11 protein-coding genes and 2 tRNA genes are annotated in these 16,397 nt (G+C 39.7%); 8 read left to right on the top strand and 5 right to left on the bottom strand.

Going from position 1 to position 16,397, the window contains the following annotated elements; all coding sequences use genetic code 11:
• The first annotated feature begins 4 nt into the window (after positions 1 to 4).
• The 5 genes from NQ782_RS12815 to NQ782_RS12795 all read left to right on the top strand — a co-directional run bounded on the left by NQ782_RS12815 (position 5) and on the right by NQ782_RS12795 (position 6,929).
• Positions 5 to 1,840 carry an extracellular solute-binding protein gene (locus NQ782_RS12815; RefSeq protein WP_057094448.1) on the top strand — a complete coding sequence of 612 codons (1,836 nt, stop codon included), beginning with the start codon at positions 5 to 7 and terminating at the stop codon, positions 1,838 to 1,840.
• A 29-nt stretch (positions 1,841 to 1,869) separates the two neighbouring features.
• Positions 1,870 to 2,922, top strand: a complete 1,053-nt coding sequence (gene yejB, locus NQ782_RS12810; RefSeq protein ID WP_032034254.1) for a microcin C ABC transporter permease YejB — start codon at positions 1,870 to 1,872, stop codon at positions 2,920 to 2,922.
• The gene (locus tag NQ782_RS12805; RefSeq protein WP_016686195.1) at positions 2,922 to 3,932 is read left to right on the top strand and encodes an ABC transporter permease; all 1,011 of its coding nucleotides are present in this window, start codon (positions 2,922 to 2,924) and stop codon (positions 3,930 to 3,932) included. The genes yejB and NQ782_RS12805 overlap by 1 nt, the downstream gene beginning before the upstream one ends.
• Positions 3,910 to 5,499, top strand: coding sequence for an ABC transporter ATP-binding protein (locus NQ782_RS12800; protein ID WP_057094446.1), 1,590 nt, complete (start codon positions 3,910 to 3,912; stop codon positions 5,497 to 5,499). Before NQ782_RS12805 ends, NQ782_RS12800 begins: the two co-directional genes overlap by 23 nt.
• Before the next feature lie 185 nt (positions 5,500 to 5,684).
• Positions 5,685 to 6,929, top strand: a complete 1,245-nt coding sequence (locus NQ782_RS12795; RefSeq protein WP_005129274.1) for an NADH:flavin oxidoreductase/NADH oxidase family protein — start codon at positions 5,685 to 5,687, stop codon at positions 6,927 to 6,929.
• Between the two features lie 58 nt (positions 6,930 to 6,987).
• Here the strand turns inward: NQ782_RS12795 and NQ782_RS12790 are convergent, their stop codons facing one another.
• The 4 genes from NQ782_RS12790 to pyrC all read right to left on the bottom strand — a co-directional run bounded on the left by NQ782_RS12790 (position 6,988) and on the right by pyrC (position 11,061).
• Positions 6,988 to 9,102, bottom strand: coding sequence for a TonB-dependent siderophore receptor (locus NQ782_RS12790; protein ID WP_057094727.1), 2,115 nt, complete (start codon positions 9,100 to 9,102; stop codon positions 6,988 to 6,990).
• A 183-nt stretch (positions 9,103 to 9,285) separates the two neighbouring features.
• Positions 9,286 to 9,361, bottom strand: a tRNA-Glu gene (locus tag NQ782_RS12785).
• A gap of 18 nt (positions 9,362 to 9,379) precedes the next feature.
• On the bottom strand, positions 9,380 to 10,042 hold the full coding sequence (rnt, locus tag NQ782_RS12780; protein ID WP_001982681.1) for a ribonuclease T: 663 nt from the start codon (positions 10,040 to 10,042) through the stop codon (positions 9,380 to 9,382).
• Positions 10,027 to 11,061 carry a dihydroorotase gene (gene pyrC, locus NQ782_RS12775; protein ID WP_001084867.1) on the bottom strand — a complete coding sequence of 345 codons (1,035 nt, stop codon included), beginning with the start codon at positions 11,059 to 11,061 and terminating at the stop codon, positions 10,027 to 10,029. The genes rnt and pyrC overlap by 16 nt, the downstream gene beginning before the upstream one ends.
• A gap of 149 nt (positions 11,062 to 11,210) precedes the next feature.
• On the opposite strand from pyrC, the gene NQ782_RS12770 reads away from it, so the two are divergent.
• On the top strand, positions 11,211 to 12,473 hold the full coding sequence (locus NQ782_RS12770; protein WP_000013375.1) for a diguanylate cyclase: 1,263 nt from the start codon (positions 11,211 to 11,213) through the stop codon (positions 12,471 to 12,473).
• A gap of 59 nt (positions 12,474 to 12,532) precedes the next feature.
• Here NQ782_RS12770 and argG read toward each other — a convergent pair whose 3' ends face one another.
• The gene (gene argG / locus NQ782_RS12765) at positions 12,533 to 13,891 is read right to left on the bottom strand and encodes an argininosuccinate synthase (protein WP_001986427.1); all 1,359 of its coding nucleotides are present in this window, start codon (positions 13,889 to 13,891) and stop codon (positions 12,533 to 12,535) included.
• A gap of 265 nt (positions 13,892 to 14,156) precedes the next feature.
• Here argG and NQ782_RS12760 point away from each other — a divergent pair, with 265 nt between their 5' ends.
• Both NQ782_RS12760 and NQ782_RS12755 read left to right on the top strand, forming a co-directional pair.
• A complete protein-coding gene (locus tag NQ782_RS12760) occupies positions 14,157 to 16,187 on the top strand; it encodes an NADPH-dependent 2,4-dienoyl-CoA reductase (RefSeq protein ID WP_032014027.1) in 2,031 nt (676 codons plus the stop codon).
• An 85-nt stretch (positions 16,188 to 16,272) separates the two neighbouring features.
• Positions 16,273 to 16,362, top strand: a tRNA-Ser gene (locus tag NQ782_RS12755).
• Positions 16,363 to 16,397 lie beyond the last annotated feature (35 nt).

Genomic DNA, 16,397 nt, shown 5'->3' with positions numbered 1-16,397 from the left:
CTTTATGCAAAAGTTATATTCTCAACTGAGCCTGCTAGTCGGGCTCAGTGTTTTTTCGCAAGTTATATTCTCTGCTCAGCAAACCACGCCGTATATCGCAATTCATTCTAAGCCTAAATATCTGGCAATGGCTTCTATGCCTTATGCCAACCCGAATGCACCTAAAGGCGGAGTATTGAGTCAGGCTGCGCAAGGGACATTTGATAACTTAAACAGTATGAACGGTAAGGGAAATGCGACAGAAGGGGTAAATTATCTTTTTGATACTTTAATGACCCAGTCACTTGATGAAGTGGGCGTGTTATATCCACTCTTGGCAGAAAAAGTTTCGTATGATCCTATAAAAACCCAGTCGGTTACTTTTTATTTAAACCCAAAAGCTCGATTTAGTAATGGACTGCCCGTAACAGCTGAAGATGTGAAATTTAGCTTTGATACCTATCAAACCAAATCTAATTTTGGTCTACAAATGTATCTTGCAGACTTAGCGAAAACAGAAGTGATAAACCCACATCAAGTTAAATTCACTTTTAAGTCCAGCCATAATCCTAAAATGCCATTTGTTGTGGCGAGTTTACCGATTTACTCAAAAGCAGATTGGCAGAAACGTGATTTTACCCGTATTAGCTTGCAACCGATTATAGGTTCAGGGCCTTACGTTGTTGAGAAAATTGATGCAGGTCGGAGTATTAGTTATAAACGTAATCCAAATTATTGGGCAAAAGACTTACCTATTAATAAAGGACGCTATAACTTCGATCATTTAAAGTATGTTTATTACCGAAATTGGGACATTGCATTCGAAGGTTTTAAATCTGGGCAATATACTTTGCATGAAGAAACTAATCCAAAAAAATGGGTCACTGACTATCATTTTCCGGCTGTAAAAGCAGGTTTGGTAACGCAATATAAATTTAGACATCATAACCCCATTGCAACCGAGAGTTATGTTTTTAACACACGGCGCAAACCTTTCAATGACATCCGCTTTAGACAAGCCTTGACTTATACCTATGATTTTGAATGGCAAAATAAAGCTTTGTTTTACGGACAATATCAAAGACTACAAAGTTATTTTGAAAATAGTGATTTGGCAGCGACAGGTCGTCCTTCAAACAATGAAATGGCCATATTAAAGCCTCTGTTACCAAAGCTCTCTCCAGTCATGCAAAAAGCTGTTTTGGCTGATTGGAAATATCCAGCCTCAGATGCTAGTGGTTTTAACCGGCAAAATTTATTAATTGCTAGACAGTTGTTGATTCAAGCGGGTTATAAAATTAAAGAAGGGCAATTATATACACCCGAAGGCAAACCTGTAAAAATTGAGTTTCTCATTCAGCAAGATGGCAAACAAAGAACACTGATGCCATTTGTAAGAAATTTAAAAAAATTAGGAATTAATATTAATTTACGGCAGGTTGATGCGCCGCAATATTTAGAGCGTACACGCCGTTATGACTTTGACATGACTACGATGAATTTGCCGCAATCTTTAAATCCGGGCAATGAACAGGCTCAGTTCTGGGGAAGTGCCGCAGCAGTTCAAGATGGCAACTATAACTACGCTGGTATTCGTAATCCGGTAATTGATGAGGTGATTTCAAAACTGGTCACTGCCAAAGACCGTGAACAGCAAATCACTTATACTCATGTTCTTGACCGATTACTTCGTGCAGGATATTACCAGATCCCGACTTATGGAAAAGGGGATTATTGGTATGCGTACTGGAATATGTATCAGCAGCCTAAAGTGAAACCTGTGCTCTCTGCCGGTATAGAGTATTGGTGGAGTAATGCAAACCAAGCTAAGAAAGTTGCTCAATATTTACATCAACAATAAAAGCACGTACCTAAAGGAAATCCTGTTATATGGGTTCATATATTCTAAAGCGACTTCTTTTAATGATTCCAACGTTGTTCATTATTTTATTGATCAACTTTGTGGTCGTGCAAATTGCACCGGGTGGACCAGTTGAACAGGCAATTCATGAAGTAGAAAGTGGCTTAGGAGCAGGGCGTGTATTAGGCACTGAAATGTACTATCAAGGTGCTAAAGGTTTAAGTCCCGAAATGGTCGAGCAAATTAAAGCCCAATACGGGTTTGACCATTCTCCAGTAGAACGTTTTTTACTGATGTTAAAAGGCTATTTGACTTTAGACTTTGGACAAAGCTTTTTTAAAGATAAATCAGTGGTTGAGCTGCTCTGGGAAAAAATGCCTGTGTCAATTTCACTTGGGCTATGGAGCACTTTGCTGATTTATCTTATTTCAATTCCACTTGGAATTAAAAAAGCGAAGCAACAAGGGACATGGTTTGATCGTTCCACTTCTTTATTGCTAGTGGTGGGTTATGCAGTACCCAGCTTTGTCTTTGGCATACTGCTTATTGTCTTTTTTGCTGGCGGTTCATATTTTCAGTGGTTTCCATTACAAAACCTAGTGTCAGATAATTTTTATCAATTGAGTTGGTTCGGAAAAATTACGGACTATTTATGGCACATGACGTTGCCGCTTATTACCATGATCTTAGGTGGTTTTGCGAGCTTAACTTATTTAACCAAATATTCATTTTTAGAAGAACTCAATAAACCTTATGTCTTGGCAGCTTATGCAAAAGGTTTAAATAGCCAGCAAGTCTTATATAAACATGTATTCCGTAATGCCATTCTAGTGGTTCTTGCTGGATTGCCTGAGGCTTTAGCAGGCATTTTCTTTGTGGGAAATCTTTTTATTGAAATTATTTTTCACCTAGACGGTGTAGGATTGTTGGGCTTTGAAGCAATTGTTCAGCGAGACTATCCGGTTATTTTTGGCGTATTGTTTTTCTTCACGCTGTTTAGCCTGCTTTTACGTCTTATTTGCGATGTACTGTATCAATGGATTGATCCGCGTATTCACTTTGACGCACAAGGAGGCAAATAATGTCTTTTATTGTGCGGTCACGGCTGCAAAAGTTTAGGCAACATAAATTAGGGTGGGCAAGCTTTATCTTGTTTAGTCTTATTTTGATGATGTCCTTAGCTGCTGAGCTCATTGCTAACGACAAACCATTGTTGGTGAAATATGAGGACGCTTATTATTTGCCTATCTTTAAAACATATCCCGAAACCACTTTTGGTGGCGTGTTTGAAACAGAAGCAGATTATAAAGATCCCGCTGTACAAGAACTCATTAATCATAAAGGCTGGACTATTTGGCCCCTCATAAGATTTTCTTACCAGACTCCTAATTTAGACTTGGCTGTACCTGTGCCATCGCCACCTTCTAAGCAGAACTGGTTAGGGACAGATGACCAAGGGCGAGACGTGCTTGCACGTATTCTCTATGGGCTTAGAGTTTCATTACTTTTCGGCTTGGCTTTAACAGGTTGTGCAGCACTACTTGGCATTTTTGTGGGCGCTATACAAGGCTACTATGGTGGCTGGGTTGATTTGTTGGGGCAGCGACTGGTAGAAGTCTGGAATGGGTTACCCATGCTCTTTATGGTCATGATTTTGGTCAGCATGTTTACCCCAAATGTATATTGGCTATTTTTTATTATGCTGTTCTTTAGCTGGACTGTACTTGTGGGAATTGTCCGTGCCGAATTTTTAAAAGCGCGTCAACTTGACTATGTGCGTGCGGCTCAGGCTTTAGGTGTAACTGATAGAGCAATTATCTTTAAGCACATTTTGCCAAATGCCATAAGTTCTAGCCTATCGCAGTTACCTTTTATTTTGGCCACTAATATTATTGCTTTAACCGCACTTGATTTCTTGGGCTATGGCTTACCACCAGATGCAGCTTCTTTAGGTGAATTATTGCTACAAGGTAAAAATAACTTGGATGCACCTTGGTTGGCTTTATCAGGATTTTTTAGCCTTGCTTTTGTGTTGTCATTATTAATTTATATTGGGGAGGCTGCACGCGATGTATTTGACCCAAGAAAATAACTTAAGTGAAGATGCTACCTTGCTAAAAATAGAAAACCTTTCAATCTCTACGCAAGATCAGATTTTATTGGAAGGTCTCAATTTACACTTACAAGCTGGTGATACGCTTGCAATTGTAGGTGAAAGTGGTTCAGGTAAAACAATAAGCTGTTTGGCGATGATGGGATTATTACCAGAAAAATTAAAAACATCTGGTCGTATTATTATTGATTCAAAAAATATTTTAGAAATAGACGAAAAGACTAGAACTTATTTACGTGGCCATCATATTGCCATGATTTTTCAGGAGCCTTCTACAGCTTTAAACCCATTACATCGGGTTGAAAAAATTGTCGGTGAAAATTTTATTTTACAAGGTAGATCAAAATCGAAAGCTCAGCAGCAGGTAATTCAATTATTAAAAGATGTAGGAATCGCTAATCCAGAGTACATTTTAAAACGTTATCCGCATGAACTTTCAGGTGGTCAAAAACAGCGGGTAATGATTGCGGCTGCGCTAGCTCTTCAACCTAAAATTTTAATTGCAGATGAACCAACTACCGCGCTTGATGTGATTTTACAGACGCAAATTTTAGAATTATTAAAATCTTTGCAAAGCAAATATGGTATGGCACTGATTTTAATTAGCCATGATTTAAATTTGGTACGCCGTTATGCCGATGAGCTGATTGTATTACACAAAGGACAAGTTGTAGAGCAAGGTCAGCTTCAGCAGATCTTTAAAAATCCTGCGTCAATTTATACCCAGCAATTATTAGAACATGACCTTGGTTTCGCTGAGCAACGTTCAACCAGTCATAAAATTTTATCTGTTCAACAACTCAATGTTAAATATCCAATACGACGTGGTTTCTTTAACCGAATTCAGGGTTATACCAATGCGGTTGAAAATGTAAATTTTGAGCTTGCTCAAGGCGAAGCATTAGGCATTGTGGGTGAAAGTGGATCCGGAAAATCTTCATTGGCTTTGGCTCTGGTTCGATTAATTAAAAGTGAGGGACAGATTAACTTTCTAGGGCAAGATATAAACCACTTAGAACAAAAAGCTTTACGCAAGATCAGGTCAGACTTACAGATTGTTTTCCAAGATCCATTTGGTAGTCTAAACCCACGTATGACGGTAGGGCAGATTATTGCTGAAGGGTTAAAAGTCAAAGCGATAACTGATAAAGAAATTAAACAGCAAGTTGAATCAGCTTTGATAAAAGTTGAGTTGGCAGAGGGCTTTCAACATCGCTATCCACATGAACTTTCTGGTGGGCAACGACAACGTGTTGCTTTAGCGAGAGCTTTAGTAGTTCGACCTAAACTTTTAATTTTAGATGAACCAACGTCTGCCTTAGACCGATCCACGCAAAAAGCGATGATTCAATTATTACGACGTTTACAACAAACAGAGCACTTGAGCTATATTTTTATTAGCCATGATTTAAATGTGGTCAAAGCACTGTGTCATAAAGTGATGGTATTACGACATGCAAAAGTTATGGAATATCAGTTGACTGAGCAGTTGTTTAATGCCCCAAAAACTGAATATACCAAGCAATTAATTGCGACAAGTTGTTAAATTTATTTAATAAAATTATGTTTTATAAAGATAAATTTTATTTAAATTTTTAATGCAAAAAGTTGCATTTTTTTATATTTTTTAAATTTGACATGTGCTATTGTCAGTTATCGATTTTCCCTTGACATGACCTATAACTCATCTAAATTAGAGTAATTGCTCTAAAATATTAAAAGAGGTTAACCATGAGCCAGATTGCACAACCAATCACAATTCGAAATACCACATTTAAAAACCGGATTATTAAAGGTGCAATGAGTGAGGCACTTGCAAACTATGAAGGCCAGCCGAATGACTTACATTTAGGCTTGTATAGTGCATGGGCCAAAGGTGGTTTGGGCTGTGCGATTACTGGAAATGTTATGGTCAATGTAGAGGCCAAAAACGAACCTGGGGTAGTGGTGATTGAAACCGAGCGTGACCTAGAGCGTTTAAAAGAATGGGCAGCAGTCGGTAAACAATATGGGATGGTACAACTTATCCAATTGTCTCACCCTGGTCGTCAGTGTCCAAAGGGCCTAAATAAAGAAACAGTTGCACCTTCGGCAGTTCCTTTTAGCCCAGCTTTAGCGACTATGTTTGGTACTCCACGTGCTCTTACGCATGAAGAAATTTTGGATATTATTAAACGTTTTGCGAACGCTGCTCGTATTTGTGAAAAGGCGGGTTTTGAAGGGGTACAGTTACATGGTGCACATGGCTATTTAATTAGCCAGTTTTTATCACCATTAACCAATAAACGTACAGACCAGTGGGGAGGCTCAGTTGAAAACCGTACTCGCTTTTTACTAGAAGTTTATAAAGCGGTACGTGAAGCAACTTCAGAGAATTTTATTATTTCAGTTAAGCTCAACTCTGCTGACTTCCAACGCGGCGGTATTAGCGAAGAAGATGTGATTTCGGTATTTAAAGCAGTTGATGAAGCTGGGATCGATTTAATTGAAATCTCAGGTGGAACTTACGAAGCGCCTGCAATGGCTGGTGCCAAAGCTGATAAACGTAAGGCAAGTACTATTGCACGTGAAGCATACTTTCTAGATTTTGCTGAAAAAATCCGTCAGCATGTTAAATGTAAGCTTATGGTGACAGGCGGCTTCCGTACAGTGGAAGGCATGAATGCTGCGCTAGCGAGCGGTGCGTGTGACTTTATTGGTATTGCTCGTCCACTTGCAGTTGAAACAGATTTAACAGACCGTTTAATTGCAGGCCAAGACGTTCGTTATGCAGTAAAACCGATTAAAACAGGTTTACCTTTTGTCGATAAAATGGCGATTATGGAAATCATTTGGTATGCAGCACAATTTAAAGCCATTGGGCAGGGTAAAAAGCCAAATCCTAAACTGTCACCTTTAATTGTGTTTTTAAATTATGCCAAGGGTAATATTAAGGCTGTTGTTCAAGGACGCGTGAATTCACGTAAGTCAGCGTAAAAATTTCTTAAAGTAAAGGTACTATTTCTAAGGATGAAATAGTACCTTTATACTCAATTTAGAACGTATAGCTCATACCTAATTGAACGGTACGTGATTCACCCGGATAAGCATATAAATTGAAAGCACTTTCATCATAAACTTTATCAAAAATGTTCTTCACATCTAAGTTAAGACGAAGTTTTGGTGTCGCCTGATAATAAGAAACCAAATCTGTAACTGCATAACCTTTCATGATATAGGTACTATTGGCTGTCTGACCTGCACGTTTATCAATATATTTTTGATTGATGCCTAGACCTAAGCCTTGTAAAGGACCATCCTGAAATTCATAGATATTTAAAAGATTAAAACTATTCTTTGGAATATTGGCTAGAGCTGTTCCTTTTTGCAAAGTATTGTCTTTAGTTACTTCCGCATCTGTATAAGCATATCCACCAATAATTTTCCAAGCTGGTGTAATTTGACCAGCAATATTTAACTCAATGCCACGGCTACGAACTTCGCCAGCAGCGACTTTATAAGCTGAATCAACAGGGTCTAGTGTTAAGACATTTTCTTTATTAGCGTAAAAAATAGCGGAATCAATTGATAACATATTATCAAGTGCTTGCCATTTAAAACCTAACTCGTAAGCCGTACCTTCTTCAGGATCAAAACCTTCTCCGTTACGGCTGGCGCCAGTATTTGGTTTAAAAGATTTTGCAGCATTGCCATAGAGTGAAAGGTCATCACTTGCTTTATAAACTAAGCCTAAACGTGGAATAAATGCATCATGACTGGTATTCCAGTTGGTAGTATTTGGTAATAGGTTTTTGTAATCGTGCTCGTAATGTTCAAATCGTAAGCCTAAGAGTGCACTTAAACGCTCATTTAAGTCGATTTGGTCTTGTACAAAAAGGGCCGTTGTTTTTAAGTTTTCACGGTCATGTGTGGTTACACGATTGAGCTCAGGTAAAGGTTGCCCTAAAACCGGATTATAAATATTAATAGGGTAGCTACCGATATCTCCGCTTGAGCGAATAATGTATGACTTATAATCATAATTTTCATATTCAAGCCCAGTCACTAAAGTATGTGCTAAACCTAAAAGCTGGAAATTGCCTGTAAGGTTAATTTGGGCATCGGTATCTTGCCATTTTAATTCGCGATAATTGTAATTTCGCCCTAATGTTTCTCCATCAGCCTGTATGCCATTTCCTTCTACTGCATAGCCATGCAATTTGCCATTTAAATATTGCACGCCAGCATTTAGCTTCCAGTCATTCCCAAGGTCATGTTCAACTCGTAATTGAGTCATATTGTTATCATTGTAGAGTCGATTGTAGTATTTACCCGTTTCCCATAAATAGGTTTCTGGTGAGCTATTAAAGGATTTCTGTGTTGGATAACGTGTATGACCACGGTCGAGTGGATGTTGGTTTCTTAAAATATCGGCTTCAAAAGTAACTTTGGTGGCATCAGTAGCTTGCCATTGAATGACTGGAGCAATGCCATAACGTTTAGATTCAACATGGTCACGGTAACTATCACCGCCTTCTGCAATCACATTTAGGCGATAACCGATATTTTCTGCATCGGGTACAGTACCTGTCGTGTCTACGGTAGTGCGATATAAACCTTCACTACTGAGCTGTGCCCCTAAAGTGGTTTGTTGCTCAGACTTTGGTGTTTTAGAAATTAAGTTAAACGTACCACCTGGGTCACCACGGCCATATAAGCTAGAAGAGGGACCACGTAAAACATCTACACGTTCAATAGTGTTGCTATCCGGCGCATTTGGATAGCCACGGTTAATTGGAAACCCATTTCGATAAAACTCACCACTGGTAAACCCGCGCACGTTAAAACCAGTTAAACCTTGACCACCAAAGTTATTAGCACGAGTCACGCCACCAGCTAAATCAAGTGCTTCAACTAAGCGAGTTGCACCAATATCTTCAATTACTTTTTGGGTTACTACGCTCACAGATTGCGGGGTATTTTGTAATGCAATTTCACTACGCGTAGCACTACTGGAACTATCCACTTTATAAGTCTGGTCAGATGCCTGTTGGGCTTTAATTTTGATAGTTGCAAGAGTAGTTGAAGAGTTGTTCGTGTCTGCAAAAGCAGCTGGAATACAGCATAGTTGTGCAATACTCAGGGAGAGAAGGCGAAGCTTAAGATCCATTTAAAACCTTTTTGATAATAAATATCAGTATAAAAATAAGAATTATTATATTGTAAAACGATGTAAAGGAAATACTGGATCAGTGATATATTTGCACAAGTGTATTTTATTTAGAAATAAAGAAAAATATAAAAAGAATAAGAAGACAGAACTTAGAGAGAAAAAATTTATATGAAGAGAATATGGCGTCCCTACGGGGATTCGAACCCCGGTTACCGCCGTGAAAGGGCGATGTCCTAGGCCTCTAGACGATAGGGACGTTGAGGATGGCGGTATCTTAAGAAGCCGCCACCAAACTGTCAAGGAGGTAAGGAGACAGTTTGTTCAAAATATAGCAAAACAGTTCAGCAGTCTTTTGAGTATCGTATAAAGCAGAGTGTGCTTCTTTACCATCAAACTCAATTCCAGCTTGAATACATGCTTTTGCAAGTACAGTTTGTCCAAACATTACTGCACTTAAAGTGACCGTATCCATCACTGAAAAACTATGGAACGGGTTTTGGTTTTTTGTACCTGAGCGAGCAATGGCCGCTTGTAAAAAACCAAGGTCAAAATGCGCGTTGTGGCCTACGAGTACTGCATGAGTACAATGTTGCTGTTTACGAACTTCATTGACCGATTTAAAAATGCGACGTAAAGCAGTTCTTTCATCTTCAGCCATTGCAATACGCATTGGGTTGAATGGGTCAATACCAATGAAGTCTAGCGAACGGCGGTCGAGGTTAGCCCCTTCAAAAGGATTAATATGTGCATGAAATGCAGGACCAGGGACAAATTGTCCCTGAGCATCATACACAATCGGAATGCATGCGATTTCTAGCAATGCATCTGTCTGGGCATTAAAACCTGCCGTTTCAACATCGACAACAACAGGTAAGAAGCCACGAAAACGTTGGCCAATGACCGGGACAGAGTTTTCTTGTGTCACACTTTTCTCCATTGCAGCGTTTTCCCGGCATGCAGCGGGATGATTTTTTGATTATCTAAATAATCAAAAGATTCTGGAACGAGGTTATCTTCTTTAACCAAAGTAATGGTAGAAGTATTACGTGGTAGACCGTAGAAGTCCGCACCAAAATGGCTAGCAAAACCTTCTAGACGCTCTAATTTACCGACTTGGTCAAATGCTTGTGCATAAAGCTCAATTGCATTTGGTGCACTATAGCAGCCTGCACATCCACAAGCATTCTCTTTTGCATTTTGTGCATGAGGAGCGCTATCTGTACCTAAGAAAAATTTAGGATTACCGCTTGTCGCTACTTCAAGTAAAGTCGTTTGATGCGTTTGACGTTTTAAAATTGGTAAACAGTAGAAGTGCGGTTTAATACCACCAACCAACATATCATTACGGTTAAATAATAAATGTTGTGGAGTGATTGTTGCCGCCACATTACGGTCTTGTTCTAAAACAAAGTGTGCTGCATCACTGGTAGTGATGTGCTCAAGCACAACTTTAAGCTTCGGGAACTGTTTCAATAGAGGTGATAATACCTCATCTAGGAAGCGTTTTTCACGATCAAAAATATCTACATGATTGTGAGTTACTTCACCATGAAGCAATAACGGAACTTGATGCTCTTCTAATTGCTCAATGACTGCATAAACTTTACGAATATCACTCACACCATTATCGGAGTTTGTGGTCGCACCAGCAGGATAAAGCTTAATCGCATTTACATGTTCTGATTCTTTAATTTTACGAACTTCATCAGGTGAAGTGTGGTCAGTAAAATAAAGCACCATACGAGGGTCAAAATTATTGCCTTCCGGAACATGAGCAAGAATGCGTTCGCGATAAGCTAAAGCTTCTTCTACTGTTTTTACAGGCGGTACAAGGTTAGGCATACAAATCGCGCGGGCGAATTGTTTAGCCAAATCTGGAACAGTACGTTTTAATGCTAAACCATCACGTAAATGTGCATGCCAATCATCTGGCTGGAGCAGGGTAATAGAGTTCAAGGCAGTTCAAACTTCGAAATAAAACAAATGATAATCGATAAAGTGTGAAAATGGTAACGAGAATTACGGACAAATGGCAAAATAAAGCGCAGGGAGCTTTAAAAAATAATGTTATATTTTGTTAATGCAGAATATGTGGGAATCGACTAGTGGCGAATAGGGGAAATGTACATCAATTACTCAAATCTAAAGAAGAAATCGAGTATTTGGTCACTCTACATACCCATCGTTATGCCAATATGCCTTTGCCCAAGCAACTGGAAAAAAAATTCTGGTGTTTAAATCTTGATCGAACTAGACAGAACATCTCAAAGTTTCTAGCAAGTGGGGTACTCACTTATTTAATTTTTATTTTATTGGCCCTGCCGACCGACTATTTAGTGATTGGGGTACCTTATATTACTTTGGACTTTATTCATTGCTTACTTAGTGCAATGAATATTGCACTTGCCCTGTTATTGTTCTGGGTTTTTGCCAAATTTACAAAACTCTCCGAGCACTTTTATTTAGCTGCATGTGGCATTGTATTTTTAACCATTATTATTAATGCGATGTTATTGCTTAGTGTCGGAAATATGGCGCTTAAGAACCAGTCTATGTTGCTTCTTTCATTTTTATATATGCTCGGGTTCATATTAAGCGGTATTAAACCTTTGCATATGCTTTGTGTTGGTTTATTGGCAGCATTTTTAGTTTTTGCTTTTCTTATTTTGTTAGATGTAAATTGTGATTATATTGCGCTGGGCCGTGCTTTGTTCGGTAGTTGTATTTTAGGTTTCTCGATTAGTAGTATGCTCATCTCAAGAGAAAGAAGCCTTTTTTTAAATAACCAGCTTGCTGAAATTAATGAGCAGATCTTACGGATTGAAGCGTCGGAGTTATTGCATTTAAGCCAGCAGGATGCCCTGACTCAAATTTCGAATCGACGTACATTTGATGAGATGTTTGATTTTTTCTACTACCGAGCAAATCAAGAGAAGCGTCCTTTAGCTGTTTTATTTATTGATATTGATTTTTTTAAAAACTATAACGATTTTTACGGGCACCAGATGGGAGATAAAGTCATCTCATCTATTGCTTCTGCAATTAAAAACTCGATTCGTCATGTCGACTTTGTTGCGCGTTATGGGGGCGAGGAGTTCGTTGTACTTTTACCTGAAACACCTGCACAGGGTGCTTATTCAGTGGCTGCAAATATCTATAAAGCCATTGAGCGGCAAGCGATTCCTCATGCAGCTTCTTTAGTGTCGAAGTATGTCACTATCAGTTTAGGGTTTACCGTATATACGGGTGGGCTAAAGATGGGACAAGATAGGCTTATTCATGCGGCAGATCAGGCTTTATATCGGGCAAAACAGCTTGGTCGTAATCAAATTTATTATCAACCATTACAAGTCGCCGAAATTGCCTAACTTAATTTTAAATATAAAAAAGCCACCTATTGAGGTGGCTTTTTTGACGTTATAAGAAATTATTTTTTCTTATTGTCTAATTGAGGTACAGCAGAACCTTGACCGATTGAAAGCAAGCCAGCATCTGTATAGATACCTAGTTTTGCACGTGTATCGGTAATGTCGAGGTTACGCATAGTCAACTGACCAATACGGTCCATTGGCGTAAACATTGAATCACCTTTTTCCATTGTTAAACGTTCAGCTTCGTACGTTAAGTTTGGAGATTCAGTGTTCATGATGGTGTAGTCATTACCACGACGAAGTTCAAGTGTTACTTCACCAGTAATCGCTTTAGCTACCCAACGCTGTGCAGTTTCACGCAACATAAGCGCTTGTGAGTCGAACCAACGGCCTTGGTAAAGTAAACGGCCTAAACGTAAACCGTTAATGCGGTATTGTTCGATCGTATCTTCGTTGTGAATACCAGTAACCAAACGCTCGTAAGCAATATGAAGAAGGGCCATACCCGGTGCTTCATAGATACCACGAGATTTCGCTTCGATAATACGGTTTTCGATTTGGTCAGACATACCTAAACCATGACGGCCACCAATACGGTTTGCTTCAAGAATAAGCTCAACCGGATTGTCAAAACGCTGACCATTTAATGCAACAGGTACACCTTCTTCAAAACGTACAGTCACTTCTTCTGGTTTGATTTCAACTTCTTCTTTCCAGAAAGCAACGCCCATGATTGGGTCAACGATTTTGATACCTGCATTTAGGTATTCAAGATCTTTTGCTTCGTGAGTTGCGCCCAACATGTTTGAGTCAGTTGAGTACGCTTTTTCTTTTGACATTTTGTAGTCAAAACCGTTGTCGATGAGGAACTGTGACATTTCTGCACGGCCACCAAGCTCATCAATAAAGTTTTGATCTAACCACGGCTTGTAAATTTTAAGATTTGGGTTAGTCAACAAACCATAACGATAGAAACGTTCAATATCGTTACCTTTATAAGTTGAACCGTCACCCCAGATGTTTACGTCATCTTCTTTCATGGCAGTAACGAGCATAGTACCTGTTACTGCACGACCGAGTGGAGTCGTATTGAAATAAGGAACACCACCTGTACTGATATGGAATGCACCACACTGAATTGCAGCAATACCTTCAAGCGCCAATTGTAAGCGGCAGTCAATCAAGCGAGCTTTTACAGCGCCATATTGTTCTGCTTTCTTTGGAATTGCATCGTAGTCATCTTCATCTGGCTGGCCTAAGTTTGCAGTATATGCATAAGGCTCAGCGCCTTTTTGTTTCATCCACAATAAAGCAGCTGAAGTGTCTAGACCACCGGAGAAGGCAATCCCAACTTTTTTGCCTACTGGTACATGCTGCAAGATAGTTGCATTATCAGTCATTGCTAATCCTAACATTTATGAAAAAGACCCCGTTGAGGCGGTCTCGAGAATTCTGAATGGCGGCTATTGTAGCACTATTCATGGTGCTTTTTTTGGCAAAAAAAGCATTAATTCACTTGTTCTGATGGCTATTTATTATTTAAAGAAAAATATGGGATTATCTGCTTCATTTATAGATTGACCATAATTTCAAATAAAAAATAATTCTTGGTCATCCAAAATTATCAAAAAAGTATTAAAGTACTATGCAACAAGTTGCAAAAAAATATTGGGACGCAGCATGACAAGTTACGCCAATTTATTAAAACCATTACATTTGGGCTTCACTACCATTAAAAACCGTGTGGTCATGGGATCTATGCATACGGGGCTTGAAGACCGCTTTTTTAACTACCCAAAACTGGCAGCTTATTTTGAAGAGCGTGCCAAAGGTGGAGTTGGTTTGATTGTGACTGGCGGTATTTCTCCGAACCGTCAAGGATGGTTGGCTCCGGCTGGCGGAACCATGAATAGCTTATTTGATATTCCGCAGCACCGTTTGGTGACTCATGCCGTTCATAAGCATGGTTCAAAAATTTTGATGCAAATTTTGCATGCGGGACGCTATGGTTACCAGCCATTTGTAGTATCTTCGAGTGCAATAAAATCACCGATTTCACCATTTAAGCCACGTCAACTTTCTGAAAAAAATATTCTCAGTACAATAGAAGATTACGCACAGTGCGCTGACATTGCTAAAAAAGCAGGTTATGACGGCGTCGAAATTATGGGGTCAGAAGGATATCTGATTAACCAGTTTTTAAGTCGCCATGTAAACCAGCGTACAGACCGTTGGGGTGGTGAAATTGAAAACCGTATGCGTTTTCCAGTTGAAATTGTCAAAGCGATCCGCGCAAAAGTTGGCGAAAAATTTATTATCTGTTTCCGTTTATCGTTGCTCGACCTTGTGCATGACGGTAACACTATGCAAGAAGTTGTTACGGTTGCGAAAGCTTTAGAAAAAGCGGGTGTCACTTTATTAAATACGGGTATTGGTTGGCATGAAGCACGTGTGCCGACTATTGTCACTTCTGTGCCTCGTGCAGCGTTTGTCGATTATACGGCTCATGTAAAACAACATATTTCAATTCCAATCATTGCGTCTAACCGTATTAATATGCCTGAAACTGCTGAAGAGATTTTGGCAACCGGCAAAGCAGATATGATTCAAATGGCACGCCCTTTATTGGCCGATGCTTTTTGGGTAAATAAAACTGCGACCAATCGTGTAGATGAAATCAATACGTGTATTGCCTGTAACCAAGCATGTTTAGATCATGCATTTAAAAATAAGCGTGTGTCTTGTTTAGTAAACCCACGTGCAGGCCATGAAACTGAATTGGTTTATTTAAAAACCAAACAACCAAAGCGTATCGCCGTTGTAGGTGGTGGTGTAGCCGGTATGTCTGCTGCAACTGTTGCTGCAAGTCGCGGTCATGCAGTGACCCTGTTTGAAGCCAATGCAGATGTAGGTGGTCAGTTTAACTTTGCAAAGGTTGTGCCGGGTAAAGAAGAATTTCACGAAACGATTCGCTACTTTAAAGTACAACTTCAAAAAACTGGGGTAGATGTTCGTTTAAATACTCGTGTTAATCGTGAACAACTTGAACGTGAAGGTTTTGATGAGGTGATTGTGGCGACTGGAGTCGTGCCGCGCGCATTAAAGATTGAAGGAAGTAATTCACCTCAAGTCCTTTCTTATGCTCAAGTTTTACAGGGTGCTGAAGTTGGACGAAAGGTTGCAGTGATTGGGGCAGGTGGTATTGGTTTCGATGTCTCAGAATTTTTACTTAAACCACCACATCAACCACAGCCTCAACCTTTAGCCGAGTGGCAACGTGAGTGGGGGGTAGACCCAGATCCAAATTATGTTTCGGAAGGTGGTATGCAACCACCAGTAGTTGAGCCAGCGATACGAGAAATTTATTTGCTGCAACGTAAAACAACCCCACTCGGTATTGGTCTTGGCAAGACTTCGGGGTGGGTACATCGTGCCCAGCTTAAAAAGCACGGTGTACGCATGCTTCGTGGCGTGCAATATAAAGCAGTTACCGATGAAGGGCTTTGGATTGAGCATAATGGTCAGGACCAGCTTTTACGTGTAGATACCGTTGTGGTGTGTGCGGGGCAAGAGTCGGTAAAAGACTTGATGCCAAAAGAAGGTGAGTCGACTATAGCGAACTACCATATTATTGGTGGTGCAAAGCTCGCAGCAGAGCTAGATGCGAAGCGCGCGATTAAAGAAGGAGCAGAATTGGCTGCCCAACTGTAAAATTGATGAAACAATATGCACTTGAACACAAAGCGATGATTTTTTTCTTGAATAAAATGAATAAGCTTTGTATTCTTACGCACATGGAAGCGTGGCAGAGCGGTTTAATGCACCGGTCTTGAAAACCGACGAGGGTGTGAGTCCTCCGTGAGTTCGAATCTCACCGCTTCCGCCAAATTCTAAAAGCCCCTGTTAAAAGCAGGGGCTTTT

This window comes from Acinetobacter sp. BD54, from assembly GCF_044778325.1.
GTDB lineage: Bacteria > Pseudomonadota > Gammaproteobacteria > Pseudomonadales > Moraxellaceae > Acinetobacter > Acinetobacter baumannii.
The sequence above is the reverse complement of the archived record's forward strand: the minus strand, read 5'-3'. Positions and strand labels throughout refer to the sequence as shown.